Origin of the sequence: Halomonas sp. NO4 (assembly GCF_010994375.1) — a bacterium.
Lineage (GTDB): Bacteria > Pseudomonadota > Gammaproteobacteria > Pseudomonadales > Halomonadaceae > Halomonas.
In genome coordinates this window covers 51,409-75,071 of record NZ_WHMA01000016.1, presented here as the reverse complement: position 1 = coordinate 75,071, position 23,663 = coordinate 51,409, and the positions used below count along the sequence as shown (strand labels likewise).

Genomic DNA, 23,663 nt, shown 5'->3' with positions numbered 1-23,663 from the left:
CCGACCACAGAAGTACCCTGCCAAGAGAAATGCCAGTCAGCGTTAACTGACTGGCATTACACCGCGAGGTGGGCCTTTCGTCCGGGACGCCGGCGCCGGAGCGCCGACGGGATCAATCGAGGTCAGCCCTCAGTTGGTGACCCGGATGTTGGAGGCCTGAAGGCCTTTCTTGCCCTGGGTGACGTCGAAGGAGACCTTCTGGCCATCCTGCAGGGACTTGAAGCCTTCAGCCTGGATTTCGGAGAAGTGGGCGAACAGGTCGTCACCGCCGTCGTCCGGAGAGATGAAGCCGTAGCCCTTGGTGTCGTTGAACCACTTGACAGTGCCAGTTGCCATTTGTCGATTTCCTTGCAAACTAATTGATCGTGCTGGGCACACGGCCGTGCCGGGCCCGAAGTGCGTGGGCAAGACAAGGTAGAGTGCGCTTCGGGTGTATCGACAAATCGAAATACAACTAACGACTTTCTACTTGCTGTCCAACGCAGCGGATGATGCTACAGAGCCACTAGAGCGTCAAGGCGACGCCATCCGGTGGCTCCGTTGCCCGCCAATTCCAATGTAGAGTGAAAATTCGGGAGCGTCCAGCGGAGAAGCGCAGTACAGGTGAGGCTGGTTCCCTGACTGGGTGCAAGCCCTGAATGGCGTAGAATCGGCGCTCACCGCGAATCGTTTCATTCACTGTTGAAGGCCGTGCCCATGCTGCTGGATGCCCAGTTCTGGCCCTTTCTGATTGCCATCACCCTGCTTACCCTGAGCCCGGGGGTGGACACCCTGCTGGTGATCCGCAACACCGCCCGGGGCGGGGTGCGTGACGGTGTACTGACCAGCCTGGCGATCTGCTGCGGGCTTTTCGTCCATGCCACCATCTCGGCGCTGGGCATCTCCTTGATCCTGCTGCAGTCGGCCTGGGCGTTCGGCGTGCTCAAGCTGGCCGGGGCAGGCTATCTGGTGTGGCTGGGCCTGGCCAGCCTGCTGGCGGCGCGGCGCGGGCAGGGGCTGCCGGTGGCAGCGGCGCAGGGACCGCGCGAGCGGCTGTCTGCCTGGCGGCCGCTGCGCGAGGGGCTGCTCTCCAATGTGCTCAACCCCAAGACGGTGGTCTTCTACATGGCTTTCCTGCCGCAGTTCATCGCCCCGGGCGACCCGGCGCTGGCCAAGTCCTTGTGGCTGGCCGGGGTGCACTTCGTGATCGCCAATCTCTGGCAGATCGCCATCGCCGTGATGGTAGGGCGTCTCGGGCGGCTGCTGGCCAGTCGCGCCTTCGCCCGTGGGCTCAACGGCGCGACCGGCGCGGTGCTGGTCGCCTTCGGGGTGAAGCTGGCCTTGGAGCGCCAGCCCACCTAGTTGCGAGCCAGCAGCGAGGCGTCGTAACGCATGCTCTTCTCTGCCGCGCTGAGCAGCGCGACGCCCTCGCTCTCGCCGCCGTTGGCCAGGCTCTCGAAGATCACCCGGTAGCTGAGCACGGCCTGGACGTAGTCGCGGGTCTCGCGGAAGGGGATGCTCTCCACGAAGAGGTCGAAGGCCTCCGGGCCATCGCGCAGCCAGCGATCGACGCGGCCGGGGCCGGCGTTGTAGGCCGCGGCGGCGGCGAGGCGGTTGCCGCGATAGCGCTCCAGCATGTCGCGCAGGTAGGTGCTTCCCAAGCGGATGTTAAGGGCCGGGTCGAGCACGCCGTAGGGACCGGGATCACCCACCCCCAGTTGCTGGCCTACCTGGCGGGCGGTGCCCGGCATCAGCTGCATCAGCCCCCGCGCCCCGGCGGGGGAGAGCGCCTCGGGATTGTAGGCGCTCTCGCGCCGGGCGATACCCATCAGCAGGTAGGGATCGACGCCGGTGGTGCCGCCCCAGCGCAGGAACTCATCGCGGTAGGCTTCGGGGAAGCGCCACTCCAGGGCATCCCAGAGCCGGCCGGTGATGGTGGTCTGCACCAGCTTGGCATGCCAGCCGCTCCGTGCCGCGTAATCGGCCAGCGCGCGGGCGTCCTGGGGGGTTGAGCGGGCCACGGCGTTGTACCACTCGCTGGCCGCGAGCCCCGGCTCGTCGATGCGCAGCAGCGCCTCGGTGCGCTCCACGGCCGGCAAGGCCGCCACCCGCTCGCGGTCCGCAGCGGAGACGGAGTTGCGCTCCAGGTTGAGCGCGTAGGGCTGCTCCAGGCGGTCGGCGGCCGCAAAGCCGAAGAAGCTGCGCTCGCCGGCGGCCGCGGTGTAAGCCTCGCGCGCGGTGGCCGGATCGCCGAGCTGCTCCAGGGCGCGCCCCAGCCAGTACTGCCAGCGCGCTTCCTGTCGTGGGTCGTCGGGCATGCGATGCACCCAGTCGATCACCCCCTGCCAGTCGCGCGCGGCGAGCGCCGTGCGCACGCGCAGCTCGAGCAGGTCGGGGTCGGCCAGGCGTGCCACTACGTCGTCGCGCCAGCCGGCGTGGGCGTCGATGTCGCGCACCAGCAGATAGAAGGCGAGGTCGTGCTCGATGGCGTCGTGGACCGCCGGATCGAGGTCGAGGTGCGGGGCGACCTTGCGCCACGCTTCCAGCGCCGCTTCGGTATCGGCGCGGGTGAAACCGTGCATGGCGGCGGCGAACAGGGCGTCGCTGCCACGGCACTCGGGGCCGATGCAGCGCGGTACCTGGGTGATGGCGGAGAAATCCTCCTGCACGCGCGCCAGCGCATTGCGCGCGTCCTGCCAGCGGCTGCCCAGCAGGCCACCCAGGTAGCGCACCATGCCGGATTCGCCCCGCTGCCAGGCCAGCATCTGGCGCTCCCAGATCGCGGGCTCGCCGATGGCGCCGCGGGCGCGCAGGGTGTCGAACAGGGTGTCGCAGGCGTCGGGCTGGGAGCGGCCCACGCGCCACAATGCCAGCCCGCCTTCGGCAGCGGCTTCAGGTTCCACGTCGAGCAGCGCGGTGTAGTAGTGGCACTGGCGATGGGTGCCTTCTGGTTCGCCATCGGCGACCTGGCGCAGGTAGCGGTAGCGACCGGCGGCGCCGTACTGGCTGATGGCCTGACCGCGCATCCAGTCGGACAGCGGCGAGTCGGCGTGGCGCTCGATGAAGGCGAGCACGCGCTCGGGCTCGACGTGGGGCAGCTTGCCGCGCAAGCGGTGATAGGCGATATAGCCGCTCAGCGGGTGGTCGTCGAGCTCAGCCATGTCGATCCGCTCCCACTGCTGGGCACGGGCGGCCTCCAGCGCGCGGCGGAGGTCGCCATCGCTGGGCTGGGCGAGCAGGGGGGCACTCGCGAGGCTCAGGGCGGCCGCGGCAAACCAGGTGGCGGCACGGTGGATCAGGGGGCATTGGCGCATGGTGTCGGCCTCCGGGGGCGGGTCTTATCGCCTCTGTATCCTCGCCCATGACGGCGGCGTTGAGTAGAGGGGTGAGGTGAAATCCCAGCACATTAGCGTCCCCTGTTGATAGCGAGCACTCGCACCGCTTGCTCGGCGCGGGGCCGCCCGCTAGGCTTCGGAAATGGCGATCAAACGATAGTTTTATCTGATGGAGGGGCGCGTGAGCCAGCGAAAGCAAGGCGGGGCAGGCATGACGGCCACCCCCGAAGCGTGGCAACGGGCGCTGACGCGCTTCGTGACCGTCATTCCCCATACGCGGGAACTGGGCCTGGAAGTGGTGACAGTCGCCCCGCCCGAGGTGCTTCTGCGGCTGCCTTGGCATGACGACCTGCTGGGCGATACAGCGCGGGGGCTGGTCCACGGTGGGGTGCTCACCATGCTGCTCGACACCGCCTGCGGTTCGTCAGTGCTCTGCGCGCTGCCCGTCCCCGAGGTGTGCCCCACGCTTGACCTGCGGGTCGATCACTATCGGCCGGCGGTGGCCGGCCAGCCGCTCTGGGTGCGGGCCCGGTCGCTGCGGGTCACCGCTTCAATGGTATTCACCGAGGGGATGGTGTGGCAGGAGCCGGAGGAGCGCCCCGTCGCCCGGGGCATTGCCAACTTCGTGCGCCTGGGCGCACGCAACACTCCGCCCGGATTCGCCGAAGCGCTGTTTGCCGAGGAGCAACCGCATGTTTGAAGGTTTCCACGACGTGGCCTGGCTGGAGAAGACCCGCGCCGAGGGTGATGTCGCCGCCTGGATGGCGCTGATTCCCTACGCGCGGCGCATCGGGGTCAGTGCCGTGACCGACCCGCAGGGAGAGGGGCTCCTGTTCCGGCTCGATCCCCGGGACGGCAATGTCGGCAATGTTCTGCTGCCGGCGCTGCACGGCGGGGTGGTGGCGGCCTTCATGGAGACCGCCGCCACCCTGGACCTGATGCTCGCCGCCCGCGAGCCGCGGCTGCCGCGCATCGTCGACGTCTCCATCGACTACCTGCGCACCGCCCGCGTCGAGCCCACCCTGGCCCGCTGCCGGCTGCTGCGCGAGGGCCGCCGCCTGGCCAATGTCCAGGTCAGCGCCTGGCAGCGCAGCGAGACGGAGCCGGTGGCGACGGCGCGCCTGCACTTCGTGCTCGAAGCATGTGAGCAGAATGCTTGAAATCGCGGGACCGACCCCCATATCGCTTGGCAGTTCATTGTCGGGCGGCGCCATCGGGGTGTCGCCGCTGGTTCAAGCTATGAGGTGAAAGGTCCATGTCCACTGCTACCCGCGAGGAAACGCTCGGCTTCCAGACCGAGGTCAAGCAGCTGCTGCATCTGATGATTAACTCCCTGTACTCCAACCGGGAGATTTTCCTGCGCGAGCTGATTTCCAACGGCGCCGATGCCTGCGACAAGCTGCGCTATGCGGCACTGGACAACGATGCGCTATACGAGGGCGACAGCGAGTTACGCATCGAGATCGAGCACGACAGCGAGGCCGGTACCGTCACCGTGCGCGACAACGGCATCGGCATGAATCGCGATGAGGTGGTCGAGAACCTTGGCACCATTGCGCGCAGCGGGACCGCCGAGTTCCTCAAGCAGCTCACCGGCGAGCAGCAGAAGGATGCGCGGCTGATCGGCCAGTTCGGGGTGGGCTTCTACTCGAGCTTCATCGTCGCCGACGAGGTGACGGTGCGCACCCGCAAGGCGGGCACCGCCGCCGAGGAGGGTGTCGAATGGCACTCCCAGGGCGAGGGCGAGTTCACTGTCGCTGACATCGAGTGTCCGAAGCACGGTACCGAGATCGTTCTTCACCTCAAGTCCGATGCCGGCGAGTTCGCCGACGACTTCCGCCTCAAGAGCCTGGTGCGCAAGTACTCCGACCACATCGAGGTGCCGGTGCGCATGCCCAGGGTCGAGACGACCAAGGACGAGGACGGCAACGACATCGAGGGCAGCGGGACCACCACCTGGGAGACCGTCAACGAGGCCACCGCCCTGTGGGTTCGCCCCAAGAGCGAGATCTCCGACGACGAGTACAAGGAATTCTACAAGCACGTGGCCCATGACTTCAGCGATCCGCTGACCTGGAGCCACAACAAAGTGGAGGGCAAGCTCGAGTACACCAGCCTGCTCTACGTGCCGGGCCGCGCGCCCTTCGATCTCTACGAGCGTGACGGCGCACGCGGGGTGAAGCTCTACGTGCAGCGCGTCTTCATCATGGACGACGCCGAGCAGTTCCTGCCCCTCTACCTGCGCTTCATCAAGGGCGTGCTCGACACTCGCGAACTGTCGCTCAACGTGTCCCGCGAGCTGCTGCAGCAGGACCCCAAGGTCGAGAAGATCAAGAGCGCGCTCACCAAGCGGGCGCTGGACATGCTCAAGAAGCTGGCCAAGGACAAGGAGGCCTACCAGACCTTCTGGAACACCTTCGGTTCGGTGCTCAAGGAGGGCCCGGCGGAGGATTACGCCAACCGCGAGAAGATCGCGGAGCTGCTGCGCTTCTCCACCACCCACACCGACAGCGCCACCCAGGATCAGTCCCTGGCCGACTACGTCGAGCGCATGAAGGAAGGCCAGCAGAAGATCTACTACATCGTCGCCGACGGCTTCAATGCGGTGAAGAACAGCCCGCATCTGGAGATCTTCCGCAAGAAAGGCATCGAGGTGCTGCTGCTCTCCGACCGTATCGACGAGTGGCTGATGAGCCACCTCACCGAGTTCGACGGCAAGAGCTTCGTCGACGTGGCCAAGGGCGAGCTCGACCTCGGCGAGATCGAGGGCGAGGAGGAGAAGAAGGCCCAGGAAGAAACCGCCAAGGCCAAGGAGGATTTGGTCAAGCGCGTCAAGGAGGCGCTCGGCGACGAGGTCCAGGAAGTCAAGGTGACCCATCGCCTGACCGATTCCCCGGCCTGCGTAGTGCTGCCCGAGCACGAGATGGGCTTCCAGATGCGTCGCATCATGGAGGCCGCCGGCCAGAAGCTGCCCGAGGTGAAGCCGATCCTCGAGCTCAACCCCGAGCATGGCCTGGTGGCGCGCCTCGAGGCGGCCGAGGGAGACGGCTTCACCGACCTCGCGCGCATTCTGCTCGACCAGGCGATCATCGCCGAGGGCGGCCATCTCGACGATCCGGCCGCCTACGTCAAGCGGCTCAACGACTTGTTGAGCGCCTGATCCCGCCCCGCTATTCGGTGTCGCCACGGCGACGCCGATATCCTTTGCAGACCGCCTTCGGGCGGTCTGTGCGTATCTGGCGCTGCGTTATTGGCGCGCTTTACGTCAACGTAAGAGCGTGCGCTTCTCCCGAAATTTCAGCCGGATAGTGCTACATTGGGGGAACTGTTGTCCGGCCAGCCGGCGGTTGTGCATTGCGGCATCGTCAGGTATGAATGACCGGGCCGATACTTGAAGGTTTATCAATAACCACAAGGGAGATCCAACGTGAAGATTGGTGCACCCAAGGAGCTCGCCAACGGTGAGGCGCGCGTCGCGCTGACCCCTGACAGCGCGCAGCTCATCCAAAAGCTGGGACACGACTGCCTGATAGAATCCGGGGCTGGCGCCGCTGCCGGCTTCGGCGACGATGCCTACCGCAACGCCGGCGTCACCGTGGTCGATGGCGCCGAGGCGCTGTGGCGCGATGCCGAGGTGGTGATCAAGGTGCGCGAGCCCCTCGACGAGGAGGTGGGCTATCTGCGCGAAGGGCAGACGCTGATCAGCTTCTTCTGGCCGGCGCAGAACGAGGCGCTGCTCGAGCAGTGCCGCGCCAAGGGCGCCACTGTCGTCGCCATGGACATGGTCCCGCGCATCTCGCGGGCGCAGAAGATGGATGCCCTGTCGTCCATGGCCAACATCGCCGGCTATCGAGCGGTGATCGAGGCCGGCAACAACTTCGGGCGCTTCTTCACCGGCCAGGTGACCGCCGCGGGCAAGGTGCCGCCGGCCAAGGTGCTGGTGGTGGGGGCCGGTGTGGCGGGGCTCTCCGCCATTGGCACGGCCACCAGCCTGGGCGCCGTGGTACGCGCCTTCGACGTGCGCCCCGAGGTGGCCGAGCAAATCGAGTCCATGGGCGCCGAGTTCCTGTTCCTCGACTTCGATGAGAGCCAGGACGGTGCCGAGAGCGGCGGTTACGCGGCGCCTTCCAGCCCCGAGTTCCGCGAGAAGCAGCTGGCGCTGTTCCGCGAGCAAGCGCCGGACGTGGATATCGTCATCACCACGGCGCTGATCCCCGGCAAGCCGGCCCCCAAGCTGTGGCTTGAGGACATGGTCGCTGCCATGAAGCCCGGATCAGTGATCGTCGACCTGGCGGCCGAGAAGGGCGGCAACTGCGACCTGACCAAGCCAGACGAGAAGGTCGTGACCGACAACGGCGTGACCGTCGTCGGCTACACCGACTTCCCCTCTCGCATGGCTACTCAGTCGTCGCTGCTTTATGCCACCAACCTCCGCCACATGCTCACCGATCTCACCCCCGAGAAGGACGGGAAGATCGTGCATGACATGGAGGACGACGTGATCCGCGGCTCCACGGTGACCCATGCCGGCGAGATCACCTTCCCGCCGCCGCCGCCCAAGGTGAAGGCCATTGGCGCGGCCAAGCCCAAGCCCAAGGAGAAGGAGCCGACGCCGGAGGAGAAACGTGCCGCCGAGCACGCCGCTTTCGTGGCGCAGACCAAGCGCCAGGCCGGTTTGCTGGCGGCCGGCGGCGTGCTGATGCTGCTGCTCGGCCAGGTGGCGCCGGCGTCGTTCATGCAGCACTTCATCGTCTTCGTCCTGGCATGCTTCGTTGGCTTCCAGGTGATCTGGAACGTCAGTCACTCGCTGCACACGCCGCTGATGGCGGTGACCAATGCGATTTCGGGCATCATCATTCTGGGGGCAATTCTGCAGATCGGCTCGGGCAGCGGCATCGTGATCGTGCTGGCCGCGATCTCGGTGCTGATCGCCACCATCAATGTCGTGGGGGGCTTCCTGGTTACGCGCCGGATGCTCGCCATGTTCCAGAAATCCTGAGCGGCGGAGAGAGACTATGTTGGGTCAAGGATTCGTGTCTGCCGCTTCCATTGCGGCAAGTGTGTTGTTCATCCTCTCGCTGGGCGGACTGAGCAATCAGGAGAAGGCCAAGCGCGCGGTGTGGTACGGCATCGTGGGTATGGCGGTGGCAGTGTTCTTCACTGCCTTCGGGCCAGGCATCGGCGGCTACTGGTGGATGATCCCGATGATGATCGTCGGGGCCGCGGCCGGCTGGTACGTGGCCAAGAAGGTCGAGATGACCGAGATGCCCCAACTGGTGGCGGCGCTGCATTCCTTCGTCGGTCTCGCCGCGGTGTTCGTGGCCTGGAATGCCGACATGGAGCGCACCCGGGTGGCCGCGGCCCAGGCGGCCGGCGAGTCGCTGGAGGGGTTCTCGGCATTTGCCGCCCTGGTGGCCACCAAGACGCCGCCCGAGCTGACCTTCCTGCAGCTGGAAGTAGTGTTCGCCATCTTCATCGGGGCGGTGACCTTCACCGGCTCGGTGATCGCCTTTGGCAAGCTGGCCGGCAAGGTGGATGGCAAACCCAAGCAGCTGCCCGGTGGGCACATGCTCAATGCGGCGGCCGCGGTGCTGTGCCTGGTGCTGGCTATCGCCTACCTCAACGGGGCGGGCTTCTGGACGCTGCTGCTGCTGGCGGCGCTCTCCTTCTTCATCGGCTACCACCTGATCATGGGGATCGGCGGCGCCGATATGCCGGTGGTGGTGTCCATGCTCAACAGCTATTCCGGCTGGGCGGCAGCGGCCATCGGTTTCACGCTCTCCAACGATCTGCTGATCGTCACCGGGGCGCTGGTGGGGTCCTCGGGGGCCATCCTCTCCTACATCATGTGCAAGGCGATGAACCGCAACTTCGTTAGCGTGATTCTCGGCGGCTTCGGCGGCAGCCAGGGGCCGGCGGCGGAGATCGAGGGCGAGCAGGTAGCCATCGACGCGGCTGGTGTGGCCAGTGCGCTGAACGATGCCGACAGCGTGATCATCGTGCCGGGCTACGGCATGGCGGTGGCGCAGGCCCAGAACGCGGTGAGCGAACTGGTGCGCAAGCTGCGTGCCGCCGGCAAGAATGTCCGCTTCGGCATCCACCCGGTGGCCGGGCGTCTGCCGGGGCACATGAACGTGCTGCTCGCCGAGGCCAAGGTGCCCTACGACATCGTGCTGGAGATGGAGGAGATCAACGACGACTTCCCCGACACCGACGCGGTGATCGTCATCGGCTCCAACGACATCGTCAATCCCGCCGCCCAGGAGGACCCCAACAGCCCCATCGCCGGCATGCCGGTCCTCGAGGTGTGGAAAGCCAAGCACGTCTTCGTCTGCAAGCGTGGCCAGGGCACGGGCTACTCCGGCATCGAGAACCCGCTGTTCTTCAAGGAGAACACCCGGATGTTCTACGGCGATGCGCGCAAGAGTATCGACGACCTGCTGCCGCTGATCGACTGAGGCTGCCCCGGGCCGCAGCGCCCGGGCTCGAGGCGCCTTCGCCGGGATCGTCCCGTCGCGAAGGCGTTTTTCGTTACCAAGCAGCGCGTAAAGCATCGCCCACTCGGGCGGTGATATAAGCGCGCACCGCGCAGCGGTGCCTGTTGATAGGGCCACCAACCCCTGATATTTTTCCAGTATGAAGAAACGTGCCTACAAGGAACGCTTTTATCCTACGCCTGAGCAGGCCGAGCTTCTGGCGCAGTCGTTCGGCTCTGCACGTTTCGTCTGGAATAATACGCTGGCCTATCGCACCGAGGCGTATCAGACGCATGGGCAGTCGATATCACACTCAGCGGCGGAAAAGCGGCTGGTCGCCCCCCCTGGTTGAGGGCCGTGTCCAGTGTGATCCTGCAGCAGGCCCTGCGGGATCAGCAAGCCGCCTTCGGTAACTTCTTCAACCCCGCCTTGAAGGCGCGCTATCCGCGCTTCAAGCGCAAGGACGGCCGGCAGTCGATCCGGCTGACCAAGGCAGCCTTTAGCTATCGAGATGGCGAGATCACCATCGCCAAGACGAAGACGCCGTTGCCGATCCGCTGGAGCCGCCCACTGCCCTGTGCGCCCTCAAGTATCACCCTTTCAAGGGATCGGGCCGGACGTTATTTCATCAGCTGCCTGTGCGATGTCACGCCGGAAGTGCTGCCGGTGACGCCAAAGATGACAGGGATCGACCTGGGGCTGAGCGACCTGTTCATCACCAGCGAGGGCATGAAGTCAGGCAATCCGCGCCACCTCAAACGCTATGAAGCCAAGTTGGCGTATCTCCAGCGCCGTCTGGCCAAGAAGCAGAAGGGCTCGAAGAATCGTGCCAAGGCGCGAAACAAGGTGGCACGGCTTCATGCCAAGATCGCGGATTGTCGCCGCGACGCCATCCATAAAGCGACCCGCACGCTCGTCAACGAAAACCAAGTGCTGTGTGTCGAGTCGCTGAACATCGTTGGTATGATCAAGAACCGCTCCTTGGCAAAGTCCATCAGTGATGCCGGCTGGGGTGAGTTTGTGCGCCAGCTTGAGTACAAGGCCGAGTGGGCAGGTAGGCAATTAGTGACGGTGAGCCAGTGGCTGCCCAGCAGCAAGATATGCCACGGCTGCGGGCACAAGGTTGAGAAGCTGCCGCTCTCGCAGCGCCACTGGCACTGTGATGGCTGCGGGCAAGCCATCGACCGCGACATCAATGCGGCCAGGAATATCCGAACCGCCGGGCTGGCGGGGTTAGCCTGTGGAGCGACCGGAGCGGGGGCAGCGGCCTAGCCGCTGCCGAGTAAAGGCGTGTCGAAGCAGGAAGGCTCTCGGGGTGACCCAAGAACCTTCGCCCGACAGGGCGGGTAGTGTCAGAATGCCAGCATCCTTGTCTTGCTATGGGGCGACCATGTCAGATCAACTCAAGCGGGTGGCGGTGCTCGGCGGCGGCAGCTTCGGCACGGCCCTGGCCAGCATCGCCGCCGACAACGGCGCCGAGGTACGCCAGTGGCTACGCGATCCTGCGCTGGCCGAGCAGATCAATCGCGAGCACCGCAACGCGCGCTATCTGCCCGACTATCCCATTAACCCGGGCGTGCGCGCCTCCAGCGACATGGCGGAGGTGCTCGACGGGGCCGAGCTGGTGCTGGTGGCCATTCCCTCCCAGGCGTTTCGTGAGGTGGTGCGCCAGGCGCGGCCCTGGCTCAAGCCCGAGCAGATCCTGGTCAGCACCACCAAGGGCATCCAGGAAGAGGGCTTCAAGCTGATGAGCCAGATCCTCGAGGAGGAGACCGGCTTTGCCCATATCGGCGTCATCTCCGGCCCCAACCTGGCCACCGAAATCGCCCAGAAGCAGCTCACCGCTACAGTGGTGGCCAGCGACGATGCGCTGACTCGCACGCGGGTGCAGCAGGCACTGGGCTGTGACTACTTTCGTGTCTATGCCAGCAACGACCGCTACGGGGTGGAACTGGGCGGCTCGCTCAAGAACATCTATGCCATCGCCGCGGGAATGGCCGCGGCGCTGGGCATGGGGGAAAACACCCGCAGCATGCTGATGACGCGTGCCCTGGCCGAGATGGGGCGCTTTGCCGTGGATCAGGGCGCCAACCCCATGACCTTCCTGGGCCTGGCGGGGGTGGGCGACCTGATCGTGACCTGCTCGTCGCGTCTGTCGCGCAACTACCGGGTCGGCTATGCCCTGGGCGAGGGCAAGACCCTGGACGAGGCCGTCGAGGCGCTGGGCCAGGTGGCCGAGGGTGTGAATACCGTGCGCCTGGTGCGCGACAAGGCCCGCGCAGACGGGGTCTACATGCCCCTCGCCGAAGGGCTCTACCAAGTGCTCTTCGAGGGCGTGCCGGCCCGGGAAATGGCGCGTCTGCTGATGCGGGGCGAACAGAGCAGCGACGTGGAGTTCATCCTGCCGCGTGAGGCCGTGCACCAGGCCCATCGCCACGTCGAGGCCGGTGACGATCGGGAGAAGGGCGATGAGTGAACGCTTGCTGATCATGCGTCACGGCGAGGCCGGGCCCGGAAGTCCCGATGCCGCCCGCGAGCTGACCGCGCAGGGGGAGCGGGAGGCCAGGCGCCTGGCGAACTGGCTGGCCGGACGCGACGACCTCGAGGGCCTGCGTCTGGTGGCGAGCCCCTACGTCCGCGCGCAACAGACCGCCCGCGCTGTGGCCGAGGCGTGCGGTGTCGAGCTCGAGACCCTGTCGTGCCTCACGCCCGATGATTCTCCCCAGGCGGTGGCCGACTGGCTGCTCGAACAGGCGGGGCAGGGCCCGCTGATGCTGGTGAGCCATATGCCGCTGGTGGGCGCGCTCACTGGCCTGCTGGTGGAGGGGCGAGGCGAGCGCGGCCTCGGCTTTCCCACCGCCGCCGTGGCGGAGCTGGAAGCCGACGTGTGGGCGGCCGGCTGCGCGCGTTTGGTGCGCTGCACCGCCCCGGCGGATCTCGTCTAACCCGTTGGGTTTTGCCCGTAGCAAGGGAGGCCTTCGCCGATGGCGCTGGCCCTGCGGAGCCGTGCGAGTTGGTTCTCTATTTCCAGCGCTGAGTCTTCTTTCCGCCTTTCCTCCCCCGTTGCGCCGTGGCTCGTGCACGGCGTTGTTGCCTGAAACGGCTTCAGCACTTCGGGCTCGACCTTAGTTTTATCGACCATGGTCGATGTTGTCATACAGCCACAGCGCGCCTACTTTTGAGGTTGTATGATGTATGACAATGAGGCAGTGCCGATCGTTGTCGATCATTATGTGACCCAGTGCGAGGCCACGGGCCTCGGCTGGGAAGCCAAGCATCAACGAGAGGATGGTCGGGTGAAGTTTTCCAGAGAAGCAGTGGTGCAAGCCATCGACGATGGTCTCCTGTCGTTTCCCATTACGGATTTCGACCAGGAAGGCTGTTTCGACGCCGAGAGCTATCGCCGGCGGCTCGAGTGGTTCATCAGCCACGATATCTCCGCCGTATTCGTGGCCGGGGGTACCGGTGAGTTTTTCAACCTAGCGCTCGATGAGTTTCGCGAGATCGTGACCCTGGCGGTGAAAACCGTCGACGGCAAGCTGCCGGTGATCGCCAGCGCCGGGCTGAGCGTCGAGAGCGGGAAGGCCTTCGCAAGGGCGGCCGAGGAGGCTGGCGCCGACGGCATCCTGCTGATGCCCCCCTACCTGACCGAGTGCCCCCAGGACGGGCTGGTCGAGTACGCGCGCCAAATCTGTGACGCCACCGAGCTCAACGTCATCTACTACAACCGTGGCAACGGCATTCTCGAGGCTGATTCAGTGCAGCAGCTCGCCGATCACTGCCCGAACCTGATCGGCCTCAAGGACGGCAAGGGCGATATCCAGGCGCTCAACAAGATCATCAAGCGGGTAGGCGATCGGCTGGCCTACGTTGGCGGCGTGCCAACCGCTGAGATTATTGCCGAGGCGTATCTCGCCATTGGCGTCAACACCTACTCATCCGCTGTGTTCAACTTCGTGCCCGAAATGGCAGTGAAGTTCTACAAGGAGCTGCGCAAGGGAAACAGCGAAGTCGTCAAGCAGATCACCAACGACTTCTTCATTCCCTTCGTGGATCTCAGGGATCGGAAGAAAGGCTACGCCGTCAGCTTGATCAAGGCGGGGGTGGAAATCATCGGGCGTCCGGCCGGCAGTGTGCGTGCGCCGTTGACCATGCCGACTTCCGAAGAGTGCCACCGGCTGGAAAAGCTGGTGGATAAAGCCAAACAACTATAACCGTTCTTCTCGAACCGCCAGAAACGTCACTAAGGAAACCCTCATGCAAACAACAACGCTCATGAAGAAAACTGTCTGTGCCGCGGCCGTGACGGCCGCAATGGGCGCCATGTCATTGCCGGTGCAGGCGGAAGGTTGGCGGGGCTGGAACATCCATCCGCCCGGCTATCCCAATACCGAGGCGCTGGAAGCCTTCGCCGAGCGCGTTGCCGAGCGGACCGAAGGTCGCATCGAGCCGCAGGTCTACAACAACGCCGTGCTCGGTGATCAGCCAGACGCTATCGAGCAGACCCGCAACGGTGCCCTTGACTTCGCCAACTTCAACATGGGACCCATGGGCCCCATCGTGAACGAAACCAACGTGCTCTCCTTGCCCTTCATCTTCGACAGCATCGATCACATGCATGAAGTGATGGACGGCGAAATCGGCCAGCAGTTCGCCGATGCGCTGGCGGAGAAGAATCTGATTGCTCTCTCCTGGTTCGACTCCGGGGCGCGCAGCCTCTACAGCACCAGCCGTCCAGTCCATACGCCGGAAGATGTTGAAGGCCTCAAGATTCGCGTCATGAACAATGACCTCTATGTCGACATGATCGAGGCCATGGGGGGCAATGCCACGCCAATGGCGTATGGCGAGGTCTACCAGTCCTTGACGACCGGTGTGCTCGATGGCGCGGAAAACAACTACCCCTCCTTCGAATCCAGCAACCATTTCGAAGTGGCCAAATACTACTCCTTGACCGAGCACCTGATCATTCCAGAGTGTTTGTGCATCGCCAAGGCAAGTTGGGAATCGCTCTCCGAGCAGGATCAGGAGATCGTGCGTGAGGAGGCGATCAAGGCCTCCGAAATGCAGCGTGAACTCTGGGTGGAGGGCTCCCAGGAGAGTCGCGAGATCGTTCTGGATGCCGGCGTCGAAATCAACGAGATCGAAGACAAGACGCCGTTCCAGGACTTGATGGAGCCTGTGTATGCCGGCTTCATCGAGGAAAACCCCGATCTGGAAGGGCTCGTCAACGCGATCCGCTCGTCCAACTGACCGATGAGCAGCCTGCCCTCCCGGTGGCTGGTCACCGGGAGGGCAGGCTGCGTATGCCGTGAGAGCATTTCTGGACTCATCAGAGGCAACCGTGAACCTGGACCAACTCCAACACATGACGCGTCGCATCCTGGACGGTATCGCCAGTCTCTGCATGCTGGTGGCTGGCGTGCTGCTCGTCCTGTTGATCGCGATCTTCGGCTGGCTGGTGTTCGGGCGCTATGTGCTCAACGACACGCCAACCTGGGTCGAACAGGCCTCGCTGCTGATGGTGGTTTACATCACCTGCCTGGGTGCGGCCGCCGGCGTTCGCAGCAATACCCACCTGAGCATCGACTTCGTGCGAGAAGGTTTGCCCGAACCGTTGCGAACCATGGGGCGCTACCTGGCCGACCTCTTCGTGGTCATCTTCGGGGGGTTCATGGCTCATGAAGGCTGGGGGCTGGTCGCGACCAACCTCGAGCGAGCCATACCCATGATCGGCCTGTCCGAGAGCTGGCGTGCGGCTCCCCTGGTGATCTGCGGAGTGCTCATCATGATGTTCTCTCTGGCCAACATCCTGACCCGCCTGTTTGGCATCAACCGTCAAGAGGACCTCTGACCATGGGTCTTGCCATCCTTTTTGGCCTGTTCTTTCTGGGCCTGTTGGCCGGGGCGCCCGTCGCCTTTGCCGTTGGTCTGGCGGCGGTGGGTACCTTCCTCTATGAAGGCCTGCCCTTGTTCGTGGCCTTCCAGCGAATGCTGTCGGGAATCTCGGTGTTTTCCCTGCTGGCAATCCCTTTTTTCATCTTCGCCGGCGAACTGATGCTGCACGGCGGGATTTCCACCCGTCTGGTACGCCTGGCCTCGGCGGCCGTGGGTAGGCTGCGGGGCGGGCTGGGTATCGTGAACGTGAGCTCCTCCATGCTCTTCGGCGGGATTTCCGGCTCCGCCGTGGCCGATACCTCGGCACTGGGCTCGATTCTCGTGCCGGTCATGAAGGAAAAAGGCTACGACGCCGACTATGCGGTGAATGTCACGGTCACCTCGTCGGTGGCCGGGGTAGTGATCCCGCCCAGCCACAACATGATCCTCTATGCGGTGGCCGCCGGGGGTGGCATCTCGGTCACCCAGCTGTTCATGGCGGGTATCGTGCCGGGTATCCTCATGTGCCTGACCTTGGGGCTGGCCGCCTATCTGGTGGCCGTGCGGCGCGGCTACAAGGGAGAGACCTTTCCGGGCTGGTACGTTTTGATCCTCAGCCTGGCCGGGGCGCTGCCGGGCTTGATGACGGCGGTGATCATCGTCGGTGGCGTGCTCTCCGGTATTCTCACTGTCACTGAATCCGGGGCTTTCGGGGCCATCTACGCCATCGTCGTGACCGGGCTGGTCTACCGTGAGCTGCGCTGGGCGTCGTTCAAGGCCGCTGTGCTCCAGTCGGTGCGGACCACGGCGCTGGTCATGATCCTGGTGGGGTGTGCTTCGGCCTTCTCCTACTTGCTGGCCCTGTACAACGTGCCTCAGCTGCTGACTGAGGTGCTGATGGCGCTGTCGGACAATCCCATCGTCATCTTCCTGCTGCTCAACCTGCTGCTGCTGGGACTCGGCATGATCATGGACATGGCGGCGCTGATCCTGATCTGCACGCCGATCTTCCTGCCCGTCGCCGCGCAGTTCGGCATGGACCCGATCCAGTTCGGCATCATCATGATGATGAACCTGGGCCTCGGCCTGTGCACTCCGCCCGTGGGCGCCTGCCTGTTTGTCGGCTGCGTGATCGGCAAGATCAAGATCGAGCAGGCCGTGCGCACCATCTGGCCCTTCTATCTCGCGCTGTTTGTGGCCTTGATGCTGGTGACCTACGTGCCGGCCGTGTCGATGACGCTACCTCGCCTCTTCCAGTGACGACCCGGTTTAACAGGACAGAAACGACATGAAGATTGCAGCAGTACATACCCATATCCTCGACCATGAACTGGACACGGCCTTCGAGAGCGCTTCAATGCACTTCGTGCGGCGCCAGCACTGCCTGGTGGAGATCGTCTGCGATGACGGCACCGTGGGCTGGGGCGAGTGCCTGGGGCCGGCGCAGCCCAATGCCGCGGTCGTGCGTGCCTATGCTGCCGGGTTGGTCGGCCGTGATCCGCTGGAGACCGAAAAGCTCTGGCTCGAGCTCTATAATCGCCTGCGTGACCAGGGCCAGCGTGGCCTGACGGTCACCGCCCTGAGCGGCATCGACATCGCGCTCTGGGATATCAAGGGCAAGCATTTCGGTGTGCCCGTCTCGACGCTGCTGGGAGGCCGTTTTCGCGACAGCGTGCGGGCCTACGCCACCGGCTCCTTCCGCCGCGAAGGGGTGGATCGGGTCGAGGACATCGCACGCGAGGTGGCCGGCTACCGCAACGAAGGCTTCCACGCCGTGAAGATCAAGATCGGCTTCGATGTCGAGGAGGACCTGCGCGTCATCGAGGCGGTGCGTGAGGCCATCGGCCCCGACCTGCGCCTGATGATCGACGCCAACCACGGCTACGACTACCTGGAGGCGGTGGCGGTGGGCCAGCGCGCCGCCCGCTTCGGGGTCGACTGGTTCGAGGAGCCGGTGCTGCCCGAGCACCTCTCTGCCTACCGGGCGGTACGCGCGGATCAACCCATACCGGTGGCCGGCGGGGAGACCTGGCATGGCCGCTACGCCATGCAGGAGCCGCTTGGCACGCGGGCGGTGGATATTCTGCAACCCGATATCTGCGGCGTGGGTGGCTTCACCGAGATGCGCCGCGTGGCCGACATGGCGGCCCTGCACGGCGTGCGCCTGGTGCCGCACGTCTGGGGTACGGCCGTGTGCATCGCCGCCAGCCTGCAATGCATGGCCGCCTTGCTGCCCAATCCGCCGCGGCGCGATCCCATCGAGCCCATCCTCGAGTTCGATCGCACCGAGAACCCCTTCCGCCAGGCCGTGGTCACGTCGCCGCTCGAGCATCGCGACGGCGTGGTGGCCATTCCCGACGGGCCGGGGCTGGGCATCGAGATCGACCGTGATGCCCTGGTACGCTACGCACTGAAGGAGGCGTAAGCATGGCGACGATTCCCCCCAATACCCGCCCGCTGGATGGGCCACGACCGCAGCTCGAGACACCGCGGGGCGCCACCGACTGCCATATCCATCTCTACCTGCCGGGCCACGACGGCCAGCCTGGCGGGCCACCCATCGCCGAACTCGCCACGGTGGCAGACTACCGTCGGGTGCAGCAGCGCCTGGGGCTGGAGCGGGTGGTGGTAACCCAGTCGAACGCTTATCAACTCGACAACGGTGCGCTGCTCGAAGCGCTCGACCAGTTGGGCACCGAGACGGCCCGTGGCGTGGCCGCCGTGGTGCCAGATACCTCGGAGGCCACGCTGCGCGACTGGCACGCGCGAGGCGTGCGTGGCGCACGCATCATGAATCTGCCCGGCGGCGCCGTCACCCAGGACGACATGCTGGCCGTGGAGCGCCGTATTCGTCCCTTCGGCTGGCACCTTATGGTGCAGTTCAATGGCCGTCATCTCGACGACTACCTCGAGGGCCTGAAGCGCATCGAGGGCGACTACATCATCGACCATATCGGCAAGTTCATGCCGCCGGTGGCGGCCGACGACCGGCGTGTCGACGAGATCCTGCGTCTGCTGGATCGCGGCAACGCCTGGTTCAAGATCTGTGCCGGCTACGAGGCGAGCGTCACCGGCGGGCCGCATTACGAGGACATCGGGGCCATTGCGCGGCGCGTCATCGAGCATGCACCCGAGCGCATCCTCTGGGGCAGCAACTGGCCGCATGTGGGCGTTCCCCGGGAGCAGTATCCCGACGACGCCGAGCAGCTCGACGTGCTGCTCGACTGGGCGTCCCCCGAGTTGCACCAGCGCATCTTGGTCGACAACCCGGCCTCCCTGTACGGCTTCTAACCCCTGTGTTCGTGACTGGCGCGTGACCTGCAGCCCGGGTCATTCGCCACTGCAATCAAGCAAGGAGAGTTCTCATGTTGAATCGGCTTCTGGTCACCGGTGCGGCCGGCGGCGTCGGGCAGGCTATCCGTCCACACTTGGCGCGCCTGGCTCACCAGGTGCGGCTGTCCGACGTGAGCGAGCTTGGCGATCTCGCCGCCCATGAAGAAGCGGTCAGCTGTGACCTGGCCGACGCGGAGGCCGTCAGCACCCTGGTGGCCGACTGCGACGGCGTCATCCATCTCGGCGGCATGTCCGTGGAAAAGCCCTGGCATGACATTCTCCAGGCTAACATCGTCGGTACCTACAACCTCTACGAGGCGGCCCGCAAGCTCGGCAAGCCGCGCGTCGTCTTCGCCAGCTCCAATCATGCCATCGGCTTCTATCCGCGCACCACGCGCATCGACAGCGAGGTGCCGCAGCGCCCGGATTCACTCTACGGCGTGTCAAAGTGCTTCGGCGAGAACCTGGCGAGCCTCTATTACCACAAGTTCGGCGTCGAGACGCTGAGCGTGCGCATCGGCTCCTGTTTCCCCAAGCCGGCAGATGCCCGCATGATGGCCACTTGGATGAGCGTCGAGGATTTCGTGAACCTGCTCGAACGCGCCTTCGTGGCGCCCAAGCTGGAGCATACGGTGGTCTACGGCGCCTCCAACAATCACGAGTCGTGGTGGGACAACGGCAAGGCGGCCTTCCTCGGCTGGGTGCCCAAGGACAGTTCCGAACCCTGGCGTGAGGAGATCGCGCAGCAGCCGGCGCAGGATCCCGACGATCCCGCCGTCGTCTATCAGGGCGGCAAGTTCGTCACCTTTGGTCATCCCGATGACGCTTGAGCGGCATATGAAGATCTGTACATCGACCGGGGGCAACTATGGATGAAGCAGTGAGACTGTCGCTCGATGAGTCGTGGGCACTGAGTATCGACATCCTCGAGGGGCATGGCTATTCCGCGGCCCATGCGGCCGCCATTGCTCGCAGCGTCGTGGCGGCCCAGGGCGACGACTGTCACTCGCATGGCTTGTATCGACTCATCGACTGTGTGCGCACTCTCCGGCACGACGGGGTCGACCCGTGCGCCGTCCCCGAGGTGATCGATCAGGCACCGGGGCTGGTGTGCGTCGATGCGAGGGGTGGTTGTTCGCTGCTCGCTTTCGAGACCGGTCGTGAACACCTGGTCGAGAAGGCCCGTTCCTGCGGGGTGGCGGTACTGGCCGTCAACAATGCCTTTCATTTCTCGGCGCTGTGGCCCGAGGTGGAATCCCTGGCTGAGCGGGGTCTGGTGGCATTGGCGATGACGCCGAGCCATGCCTATGTTGCCCCCGCGGGAGGGCGGTCGCCGCTGATGGGCACCAATCCCATCGCCTTCTCCTGGCCGCGTCCGGATGGCATGCCGTTCACCTTCGATTTCGCCACCAGCGTGGTGGCGCGCGGCGAGGTCGAGCTCCACCGTCGTGCCGGGAAGCGGATTCCGGAAGGCTGGGCGCTTGACGGTGAAGGTCGGCCGACGACCGACCCGACAGCCGCGCTGGCTGGCGCGCTACTGCCTTTTGGCGGCCACAAGGGATCGGCGCTGTCGATCATGATCGAGCTGCTCGCCGGGCCGCTGATCGGCGATCGCCTGGGCCACCAGACTCGACCGGCCGACGGGAGTGGAGAGGGAATGCCGCAGCATGGCGAGTTCATCCTGGCCATGGACCCCCACTCTTTCCTGGGTGCAGATGCCGAGGCACGGCTACAGCAAGCCGAGGCCTTGTTCGAGGGCGTCATGGCACAGGGCGCGCGTCTGCCGTCGCAGCGTCGTCATGCGGCCCGGGAGCGCAGCCAGGCCGAGGGCGTGGCGATTCCCGCTGAGCTTTACCATGAACTGGTCAAGCTCAGGGATGGTGATGGAGCTCAACCGTGAACATGGCTTGGTTTCCGAAGATCAAGAGCATGCGCGTGGTTCCCGTGGCCGGCTATGACGGCTTCCTGTTGAATCTCAGCGGTGGCCATGCCCCCTGGTTCATCCGCTGTGTGCTGATTCTCGAAGATGATGCCGGCAACCAGGGGGTGGGCGAGATTCCCTCCAGCGCCGGCATCCTCAAGGGGTTGGAGCAGTCCCGTTCGCTGATCGAAGGCTCGCGCATCAACGACGTCAAGCAGACCCTGAACCAGGCACGCCAGGTTTTGGCCCGTAACGGGCGCGAGGAGCGCGGCCGCCAGACCTTCGACCTGCGCGTGGCGGTTCACGTCATCACCGCCATCGAGTCGGCGCTGTTCGACCTCTTCGGCCAGGCGCTGCAGATGCCGGTGGCCGACCTGCTGGGCCAGTATGGGCGTCAGCGCGACGAGGTCGAGGCGCTGGGCTACCTGTTCTTGCTCGGCGATCCTGACAAGACCGACCTGCCCTATCCCAAGGCGGACGCGCCGAAGGATGCCTGGGACGAGGTGCGCTACCGAGAGGCACTTACCCCGGACGCCGTGGCCAACCTGGCCAAGGCAGCTTATGAGCGATACGGCTTCAAGGACTTCAAACTCAAGGGCGGCGTGCTGCGCGGCGAGGAGGAGGCCGACTGCATCCGTGCGCTGTACGAGGCCTTCCCGGATGCCCGTCTGACCCTCGACCCCAACGGCGCCTGGAAGCTCGACGAGGCGGTACGGGTCCTGGAGCCGATCAAGGACCTGCTGAGCTATGCCGAGGATCCCTGCGGCCAGGAGGAAAGCTACTCGGGCCGCGAGACCATGGCGGAGTTCAAGAAACGCACCGGTCTGCTCACGGCGACCAACATGATCGCCACCGACTTCAAGCAGCTTCAGTACGCCGTGCAGCTCAATTCAGTGGATATCCCGCTAGCGGACTGCCACTTCTGGACCATGCAGGGTGCCGTGATGGTCGGTGAGCTGTGCAACGAGTGGGGCATGACCTGGGGCTCGCACAGCAATAACCACTTTGATATCTCGCTGGCGATGATGACCCATGTGGCCGCGGCCTGTCCGGGCGAGATCACTGCCATCGATACCCACTGGATCTGGCAGGACGGGCAGCGCATCACCAAGGAGCCTTTCCAGATTCGCGATGGCAAGCTCAAGGTGCCATCGGCCCCGGGCCTGGGTGTCGAGCTGGATGAAGAAAAGTTGATGGAGGCCCACCGCCTCTACCAGAGCCTCGATGTGACGCAGCGCAACGACGCCATGGCGATGCAGTACCTGATCCCGGGTTGGGAATTCGATCCCAAGCGACCGGCCTTGGTTCGTTGAGCTGTCTTCGCCTGGTAGACTAAAAATCATACTTTTGGCCGTGAACGGTGATTCATGGATAAGGGGATGGACATGCCGGCAGACGGCGCGCGGTTCAATCTGCACAAGGTGGAGCGGCAGGGAAGCCTCTCCGCTCATGTTGCCGATCAGCTCGAAACGTTGATTCTGCAGGAGCGGGTAAAGGTGGGCGAGAAGCTGCCCACCGAGAACCGCCTGTGCGATTCCTTCGGCGTCAGCCGTACCGTGATCCGCGAGGCGATCACCCACCTCAAGTCCCTGGGGCTGGTGGAGACGCGTCGCGGGGTGGGTACCACCGTGCTGCGTTCGACAGCCCTCGAGGCGCGCCCGGCGGATCGGATCAACCCGACCACCGTCGAGGATATCCTGCATGTCCTTGAACTGCGCCTGACCCTCGAACCCGCAGCGGCCGAACTGGCCGCCCAGAGGCATGACGATGATGATCGTCGCATTCTCGAGGCGAAGCATGCTGCCTTTATCAAGGCCCATGCGGAGAAGTCGCTGGCCAGGGTGGAGGATTACGAGTTCCACCTCGCCATCGCTCGGGCGACCAAGAACCCCATCTTCGAGCAGTTCTACGAGCAGCTCAGCCCAAGCGGCATTCCCCGCGCCAAGCTGCTGAGCATCGATATCAACCCGGCCGCTTCCGAGCGCTACATCGCGCGTGTCCAGGAAGAGCATGCCTACATCCTCGAGGCGATCCTGTCCCACGATGCCGAGGCGGCCAGTGAGACCATGTTCCAGCACCTCCACCGGGCCCGGAACATGTACGCGCAGTATCAGGAAACCTAGTATCGATACGACCAAGGGAGACAGCATGACCCCTCAAGGCACTTCCCTGATCGGCCAGCAGGCCGTCACCGGCGGCCAGGCCGTCATCCGCGCCATCGATCCATCCACGGGCAAGGCCCTGGCCCCGGACTACCCCGGGCTGGACCGCAATGCGGTGGCCCAGGCCTGTGAGCTTGCCGAGACGGCCTTCGCCAGCTACCGCGAGTCTTCGCTCGAGGACCGTGCCACCTTCCTCGAGACGGTGGCCGCCGAGATCGAGGCGCTGGGCGATGCCCTGGTCGAGCGCGCCATGGCTGAGACCGGTCTGCCCCGAGCGCGCATCGAGGGCGAGCGCGGCCGCACCTGCGGCCAGCTGCGCTTGTTTGCCAAGGTGGTGCGTGCCGGCGAATGGATAGACGTGCGCATCGACCCGGCACTGCCCGAGCGCGAGCCCATGCCGCGCGTCGACCTGCGCCAGCGCCACGTGGCTCTGGGCCCGGTCGCCGTTTTCGGTGCCAGCAACTTCCCGTTGGCCTTCTCCGTGGCCGGCGGCGACACCGCCTCGGCGCTGGCCGCCGGCTGCCCGGTGATCGTCAAGGGCCACTCCGCCCACCCTGGCACGTCGGAGCTGGTGGGCCGG

23 protein-coding genes are annotated in these 23,663 nt (G+C 65.0%); 21 read left to right on the top strand and 2 right to left on the bottom strand.

What is annotated here, in order from left to right:
• Positions 1-129: 129 nt before the first annotated feature.
• Positions 130-336 (bottom strand): cold-shock protein, encoded by a 207-nt coding sequence (locus FEF15_RS12430; protein ID WP_163559488.1) that lies wholly within the window; start codon positions 334-336, stop codon positions 130-132.
• Positions 337-696: 360 nt separating this feature from the next.
• Between FEF15_RS12430 and FEF15_RS12425 the strand changes: the two genes are divergently transcribed.
• Entirely contained in the window at positions 697-1,341 is a 645-nt protein-coding gene (locus FEF15_RS12425; RefSeq protein ID WP_163559487.1) for a LysE family translocator, read from the top strand.
• Here the strand turns inward: FEF15_RS12425 and FEF15_RS12420 are convergent.
• Positions 1,338-3,293: a transglycosylase SLT domain-containing protein gene (locus FEF15_RS12420; protein WP_163559486.1), complete on the bottom strand. Its 1,956-nt coding sequence runs from the start codon at positions 3,291-3,293 to the stop codon at positions 1,338-1,340. The genes FEF15_RS12425 and FEF15_RS12420 overlap by 4 nt on opposite strands.
• A 202-nt stretch (positions 3,294-3,495) precedes the next feature.
• On the opposite strand from FEF15_RS12420, the gene FEF15_RS12415 reads away from it, so the two are divergent.
• The 20 genes from FEF15_RS12415 to FEF15_RS19440 form a co-directional block, all read left to right on the top strand.
• Entirely contained in the window at positions 3,496-4,014 is a 519-nt protein-coding gene (locus FEF15_RS12415; RefSeq protein WP_240454155.1) for a PaaI family thioesterase, read from the top strand.
• Positions 4,007-4,474, top strand: coding sequence for a PaaI family thioesterase (locus FEF15_RS12410; RefSeq protein ID WP_163559485.1), 468 nt, complete (start codon positions 4,007-4,009; stop codon positions 4,472-4,474). The genes FEF15_RS12415 and FEF15_RS12410 overlap by 8 nt, the downstream gene beginning before the upstream one ends.
• Positions 4,475-4,569: 95 nt before the next feature.
• Positions 4,570-6,474 carry a molecular chaperone HtpG gene (gene htpG / locus FEF15_RS12405; RefSeq protein WP_163559484.1) on the top strand — a complete coding sequence of 635 codons (1,905 nt, stop codon included), beginning with the start codon at positions 4,570-4,572 and terminating at the stop codon, positions 6,472-6,474.
• Positions 6,475-6,741: 267 nt separating this feature from the next.
• The gene (locus tag FEF15_RS12400; RefSeq protein ID WP_163559483.1) at positions 6,742-8,313 is read left to right on the top strand and encodes a Re/Si-specific NAD(P)(+) transhydrogenase subunit alpha; all 1,572 of its coding nucleotides are present in this window, start codon (positions 6,742-6,744) and stop codon (positions 8,311-8,313) included.
• 16 nt (positions 8,314-8,329) lie between these two features.
• The gene (locus tag FEF15_RS12395; RefSeq protein ID WP_163559482.1) at positions 8,330-9,772 is read left to right on the top strand and encodes an NAD(P)(+) transhydrogenase (Re/Si-specific) subunit beta; all 1,443 of its coding nucleotides are present in this window, start codon (positions 8,330-8,332) and stop codon (positions 9,770-9,772) included.
• A 178-nt stretch (positions 9,773-9,950) separates the two neighbouring features.
• Entirely contained in the window at positions 9,951-10,142 is a 192-nt protein-coding gene (locus tag FEF15_RS19675; protein WP_346427862.1) for a helix-turn-helix domain-containing protein, read from the top strand.
• A 5-nt stretch (positions 10,143-10,147) separates the two neighbouring features.
• Positions 10,148-11,062 carry an RNA-guided endonuclease TnpB family protein gene (locus tag FEF15_RS12390; protein ID WP_346427861.1) on the top strand — a complete coding sequence of 305 codons (915 nt, stop codon included), beginning with the start codon at positions 10,148-10,150 and terminating at the stop codon, positions 11,060-11,062.
• A gap of 118 nt (positions 11,063-11,180) precedes the next feature.
• Positions 11,181-12,266 carry an NAD(P)H-dependent glycerol-3-phosphate dehydrogenase gene (locus tag FEF15_RS12385; protein WP_163559481.1) on the top strand — a complete coding sequence of 362 codons (1,086 nt, stop codon included), beginning with the start codon at positions 11,181-11,183 and terminating at the stop codon, positions 12,264-12,266.
• Positions 12,259-12,735, top strand: coding sequence for a phosphohistidine phosphatase SixA (sixA, locus tag FEF15_RS12380; RefSeq protein ID WP_163559480.1), 477 nt, complete (start codon positions 12,259-12,261; stop codon positions 12,733-12,735). Before FEF15_RS12385 ends, sixA begins: the two co-directional genes overlap by 8 nt.
• A 351-nt stretch (positions 12,736-13,086) precedes the next feature.
• Positions 13,087-14,004 carry a 5-dehydro-4-deoxyglucarate dehydratase gene (gene kdgD / locus FEF15_RS12375; protein ID WP_163559492.1) on the top strand — a complete coding sequence of 306 codons (918 nt, stop codon included), beginning with the start codon at positions 13,087-13,089 and terminating at the stop codon, positions 14,002-14,004.
• A 43-nt stretch (positions 14,005-14,047) separates the two neighbouring features.
• On the top strand, positions 14,048-15,043 hold the full coding sequence (locus FEF15_RS12370) for a TRAP transporter substrate-binding protein (RefSeq protein ID WP_205598525.1): 996 nt from the start codon (positions 14,048-14,050) through the stop codon (positions 15,041-15,043).
• 115 nt (positions 15,044-15,158) lie between these two features.
• The gene (locus FEF15_RS12365) at positions 15,159-15,644 is read left to right on the top strand and encodes a TRAP transporter small permease (RefSeq protein ID WP_163559479.1); all 486 of its coding nucleotides are present in this window, start codon (positions 15,159-15,161) and stop codon (positions 15,642-15,644) included.
• Between the two features lie 2 nt (positions 15,645-15,646).
• On the top strand, positions 15,647-16,927 hold the full coding sequence (locus tag FEF15_RS12360; RefSeq protein ID WP_163559478.1) for a TRAP transporter large permease: 1,281 nt from the start codon (positions 15,647-15,649) through the stop codon (positions 16,925-16,927).
• Positions 16,928-16,955: 28 nt separating this feature from the next.
• The gene (locus FEF15_RS12355) at positions 16,956-18,092 is read left to right on the top strand and encodes a mandelate racemase/muconate lactonizing enzyme family protein (RefSeq protein ID WP_163559477.1); all 1,137 of its coding nucleotides are present in this window, start codon (positions 16,956-16,958) and stop codon (positions 18,090-18,092) included.
• Positions 18,093-18,094: 2 nt separating this feature from the next.
• Positions 18,095-18,958: an amidohydrolase family protein gene (locus FEF15_RS12350; protein ID WP_163559476.1), complete on the top strand. Its 864-nt coding sequence runs from the start codon at positions 18,095-18,097 to the stop codon at positions 18,956-18,958.
• Positions 18,959-19,032: 74 nt separating this feature from the next.
• Entirely contained in the window at positions 19,033-19,830 is a 798-nt protein-coding gene (locus tag FEF15_RS12345) for an NAD(P)-dependent oxidoreductase (protein WP_163559475.1), read from the top strand.
• A 50-nt stretch (positions 19,831-19,880) separates the two neighbouring features.
• Positions 19,881-20,900 (top strand): Ldh family oxidoreductase, encoded by a 1,020-nt coding sequence (locus FEF15_RS12340; RefSeq protein WP_276208211.1) that lies wholly within the window; start codon positions 19,881-19,883, stop codon positions 20,898-20,900.
• Between the two features lie 2 nt (positions 20,901-20,902).
• Entirely contained in the window at positions 20,903-22,234 is a 1,332-nt protein-coding gene (locus FEF15_RS12335) for an enolase C-terminal domain-like protein (RefSeq protein ID WP_163559473.1), read from the top strand.
• A gap of 66 nt (positions 22,235-22,300) precedes the next feature.
• Positions 22,301-23,044, top strand: a complete 744-nt coding sequence (locus tag FEF15_RS12330; RefSeq protein ID WP_240454154.1) for a FadR/GntR family transcriptional regulator — start codon at positions 22,301-22,303, stop codon at positions 23,042-23,044.
• A gap of 25 nt (positions 23,045-23,069) precedes the next feature.
• Positions 23,070-23,663: aldehyde dehydrogenase family protein (locus FEF15_RS19440; RefSeq protein ID WP_240454153.1), on the top strand; the 594-nt coding region annotated here is incomplete at its 3' end.

Bases quoted from the DNA above. Each gene is read 5' to 3' on its own strand.
- FEF15_RS12410 (WP_163559485.1), top strand. From the start codon at position 4,007: ATGTTTGAAGGTTTCCACGACGTGGCCTGGCTGGAGAAGACCCGCGCC.
- FEF15_RS12430 (WP_163559488.1), bottom strand. From the start codon at position 336: ATGGCAACTGGCACTGTCAAGTGGTTCAACGACACCAAGGGCTACGGC.
- htpG (WP_163559484.1), top strand. From the start codon at position 4,570: ATGTCCACTGCTACCCGCGAGGAAACGCTCGGCTTCCAGACCGAGGTC.
- FEF15_RS12365 (WP_163559479.1), top strand. From the start codon at position 15,159: ATGACGCGTCGCATCCTGGACGGTATCGCCAGTCTCTGCATGCTGGTG.
- FEF15_RS12355 (WP_163559477.1), top strand. From the start codon at position 16,956: ATGAAGATTGCAGCAGTACATACCCATATCCTCGACCATGAACTGGAC.
- FEF15_RS12385 (WP_163559481.1), top strand. From the start codon at position 11,181: ATGTCAGATCAACTCAAGCGGGTGGCGGTGCTCGGCGGCGGCAGCTTC.
- FEF15_RS12330 (WP_240454154.1), top strand. From the start codon at position 22,301: ATGGACATGCCGGCAGACGGCGCGCGGTTCAATCTGCACAAGGTGGAG.
- FEF15_RS12345 (WP_163559475.1), top strand. From the start codon at position 19,033: ATGTTGAATCGGCTTCTGGTCACCGGTGCGGCCGGCGGCGTCGGGCAG.
- FEF15_RS12425 (WP_163559487.1), top strand. From the start codon at position 697: ATGCTGCTGGATGCCCAGTTCTGGCCCTTTCTGATTGCCATCACCCTG.
- FEF15_RS12360 (WP_163559478.1), top strand. From the start codon at position 15,647: ATGGGTCTTGCCATCCTTTTTGGCCTGTTCTTTCTGGGCCTGTTGGCC.
- sixA (WP_163559480.1), top strand. From the start codon at position 12,259: ATGAGTGAACGCTTGCTGATCATGCGTCACGGCGAGGCCGGGCCCGGA.
- FEF15_RS19675 (WP_346427862.1), top strand. From the start codon at position 9,951: ATGAAGAAACGTGCCTACAAGGAACGCTTTTATCCTACGCCTGAGCAG.
- FEF15_RS12420 (WP_163559486.1), bottom strand. From the start codon at position 3,293: ATGCGCCAATGCCCCCTGATCCACCGTGCCGCCACCTGGTTTGCCGCG.
- FEF15_RS12335 (WP_163559473.1), top strand. From the start codon at position 20,903: ATGGCTTGGTTTCCGAAGATCAAGAGCATGCGCGTGGTTCCCGTGGCC.
- FEF15_RS12395 (WP_163559482.1), top strand. From the start codon at position 8,330: ATGTTGGGTCAAGGATTCGTGTCTGCCGCTTCCATTGCGGCAAGTGTG.
- FEF15_RS12350 (WP_163559476.1), top strand. From the start codon at position 18,095: ATGGCGACGATTCCCCCCAATACCCGCCCGCTGGATGGGCCACGACCG.
- FEF15_RS12370 (WP_205598525.1), top strand. From the start codon at position 14,048: ATGCAAACAACAACGCTCATGAAGAAAACTGTCTGTGCCGCGGCCGTG.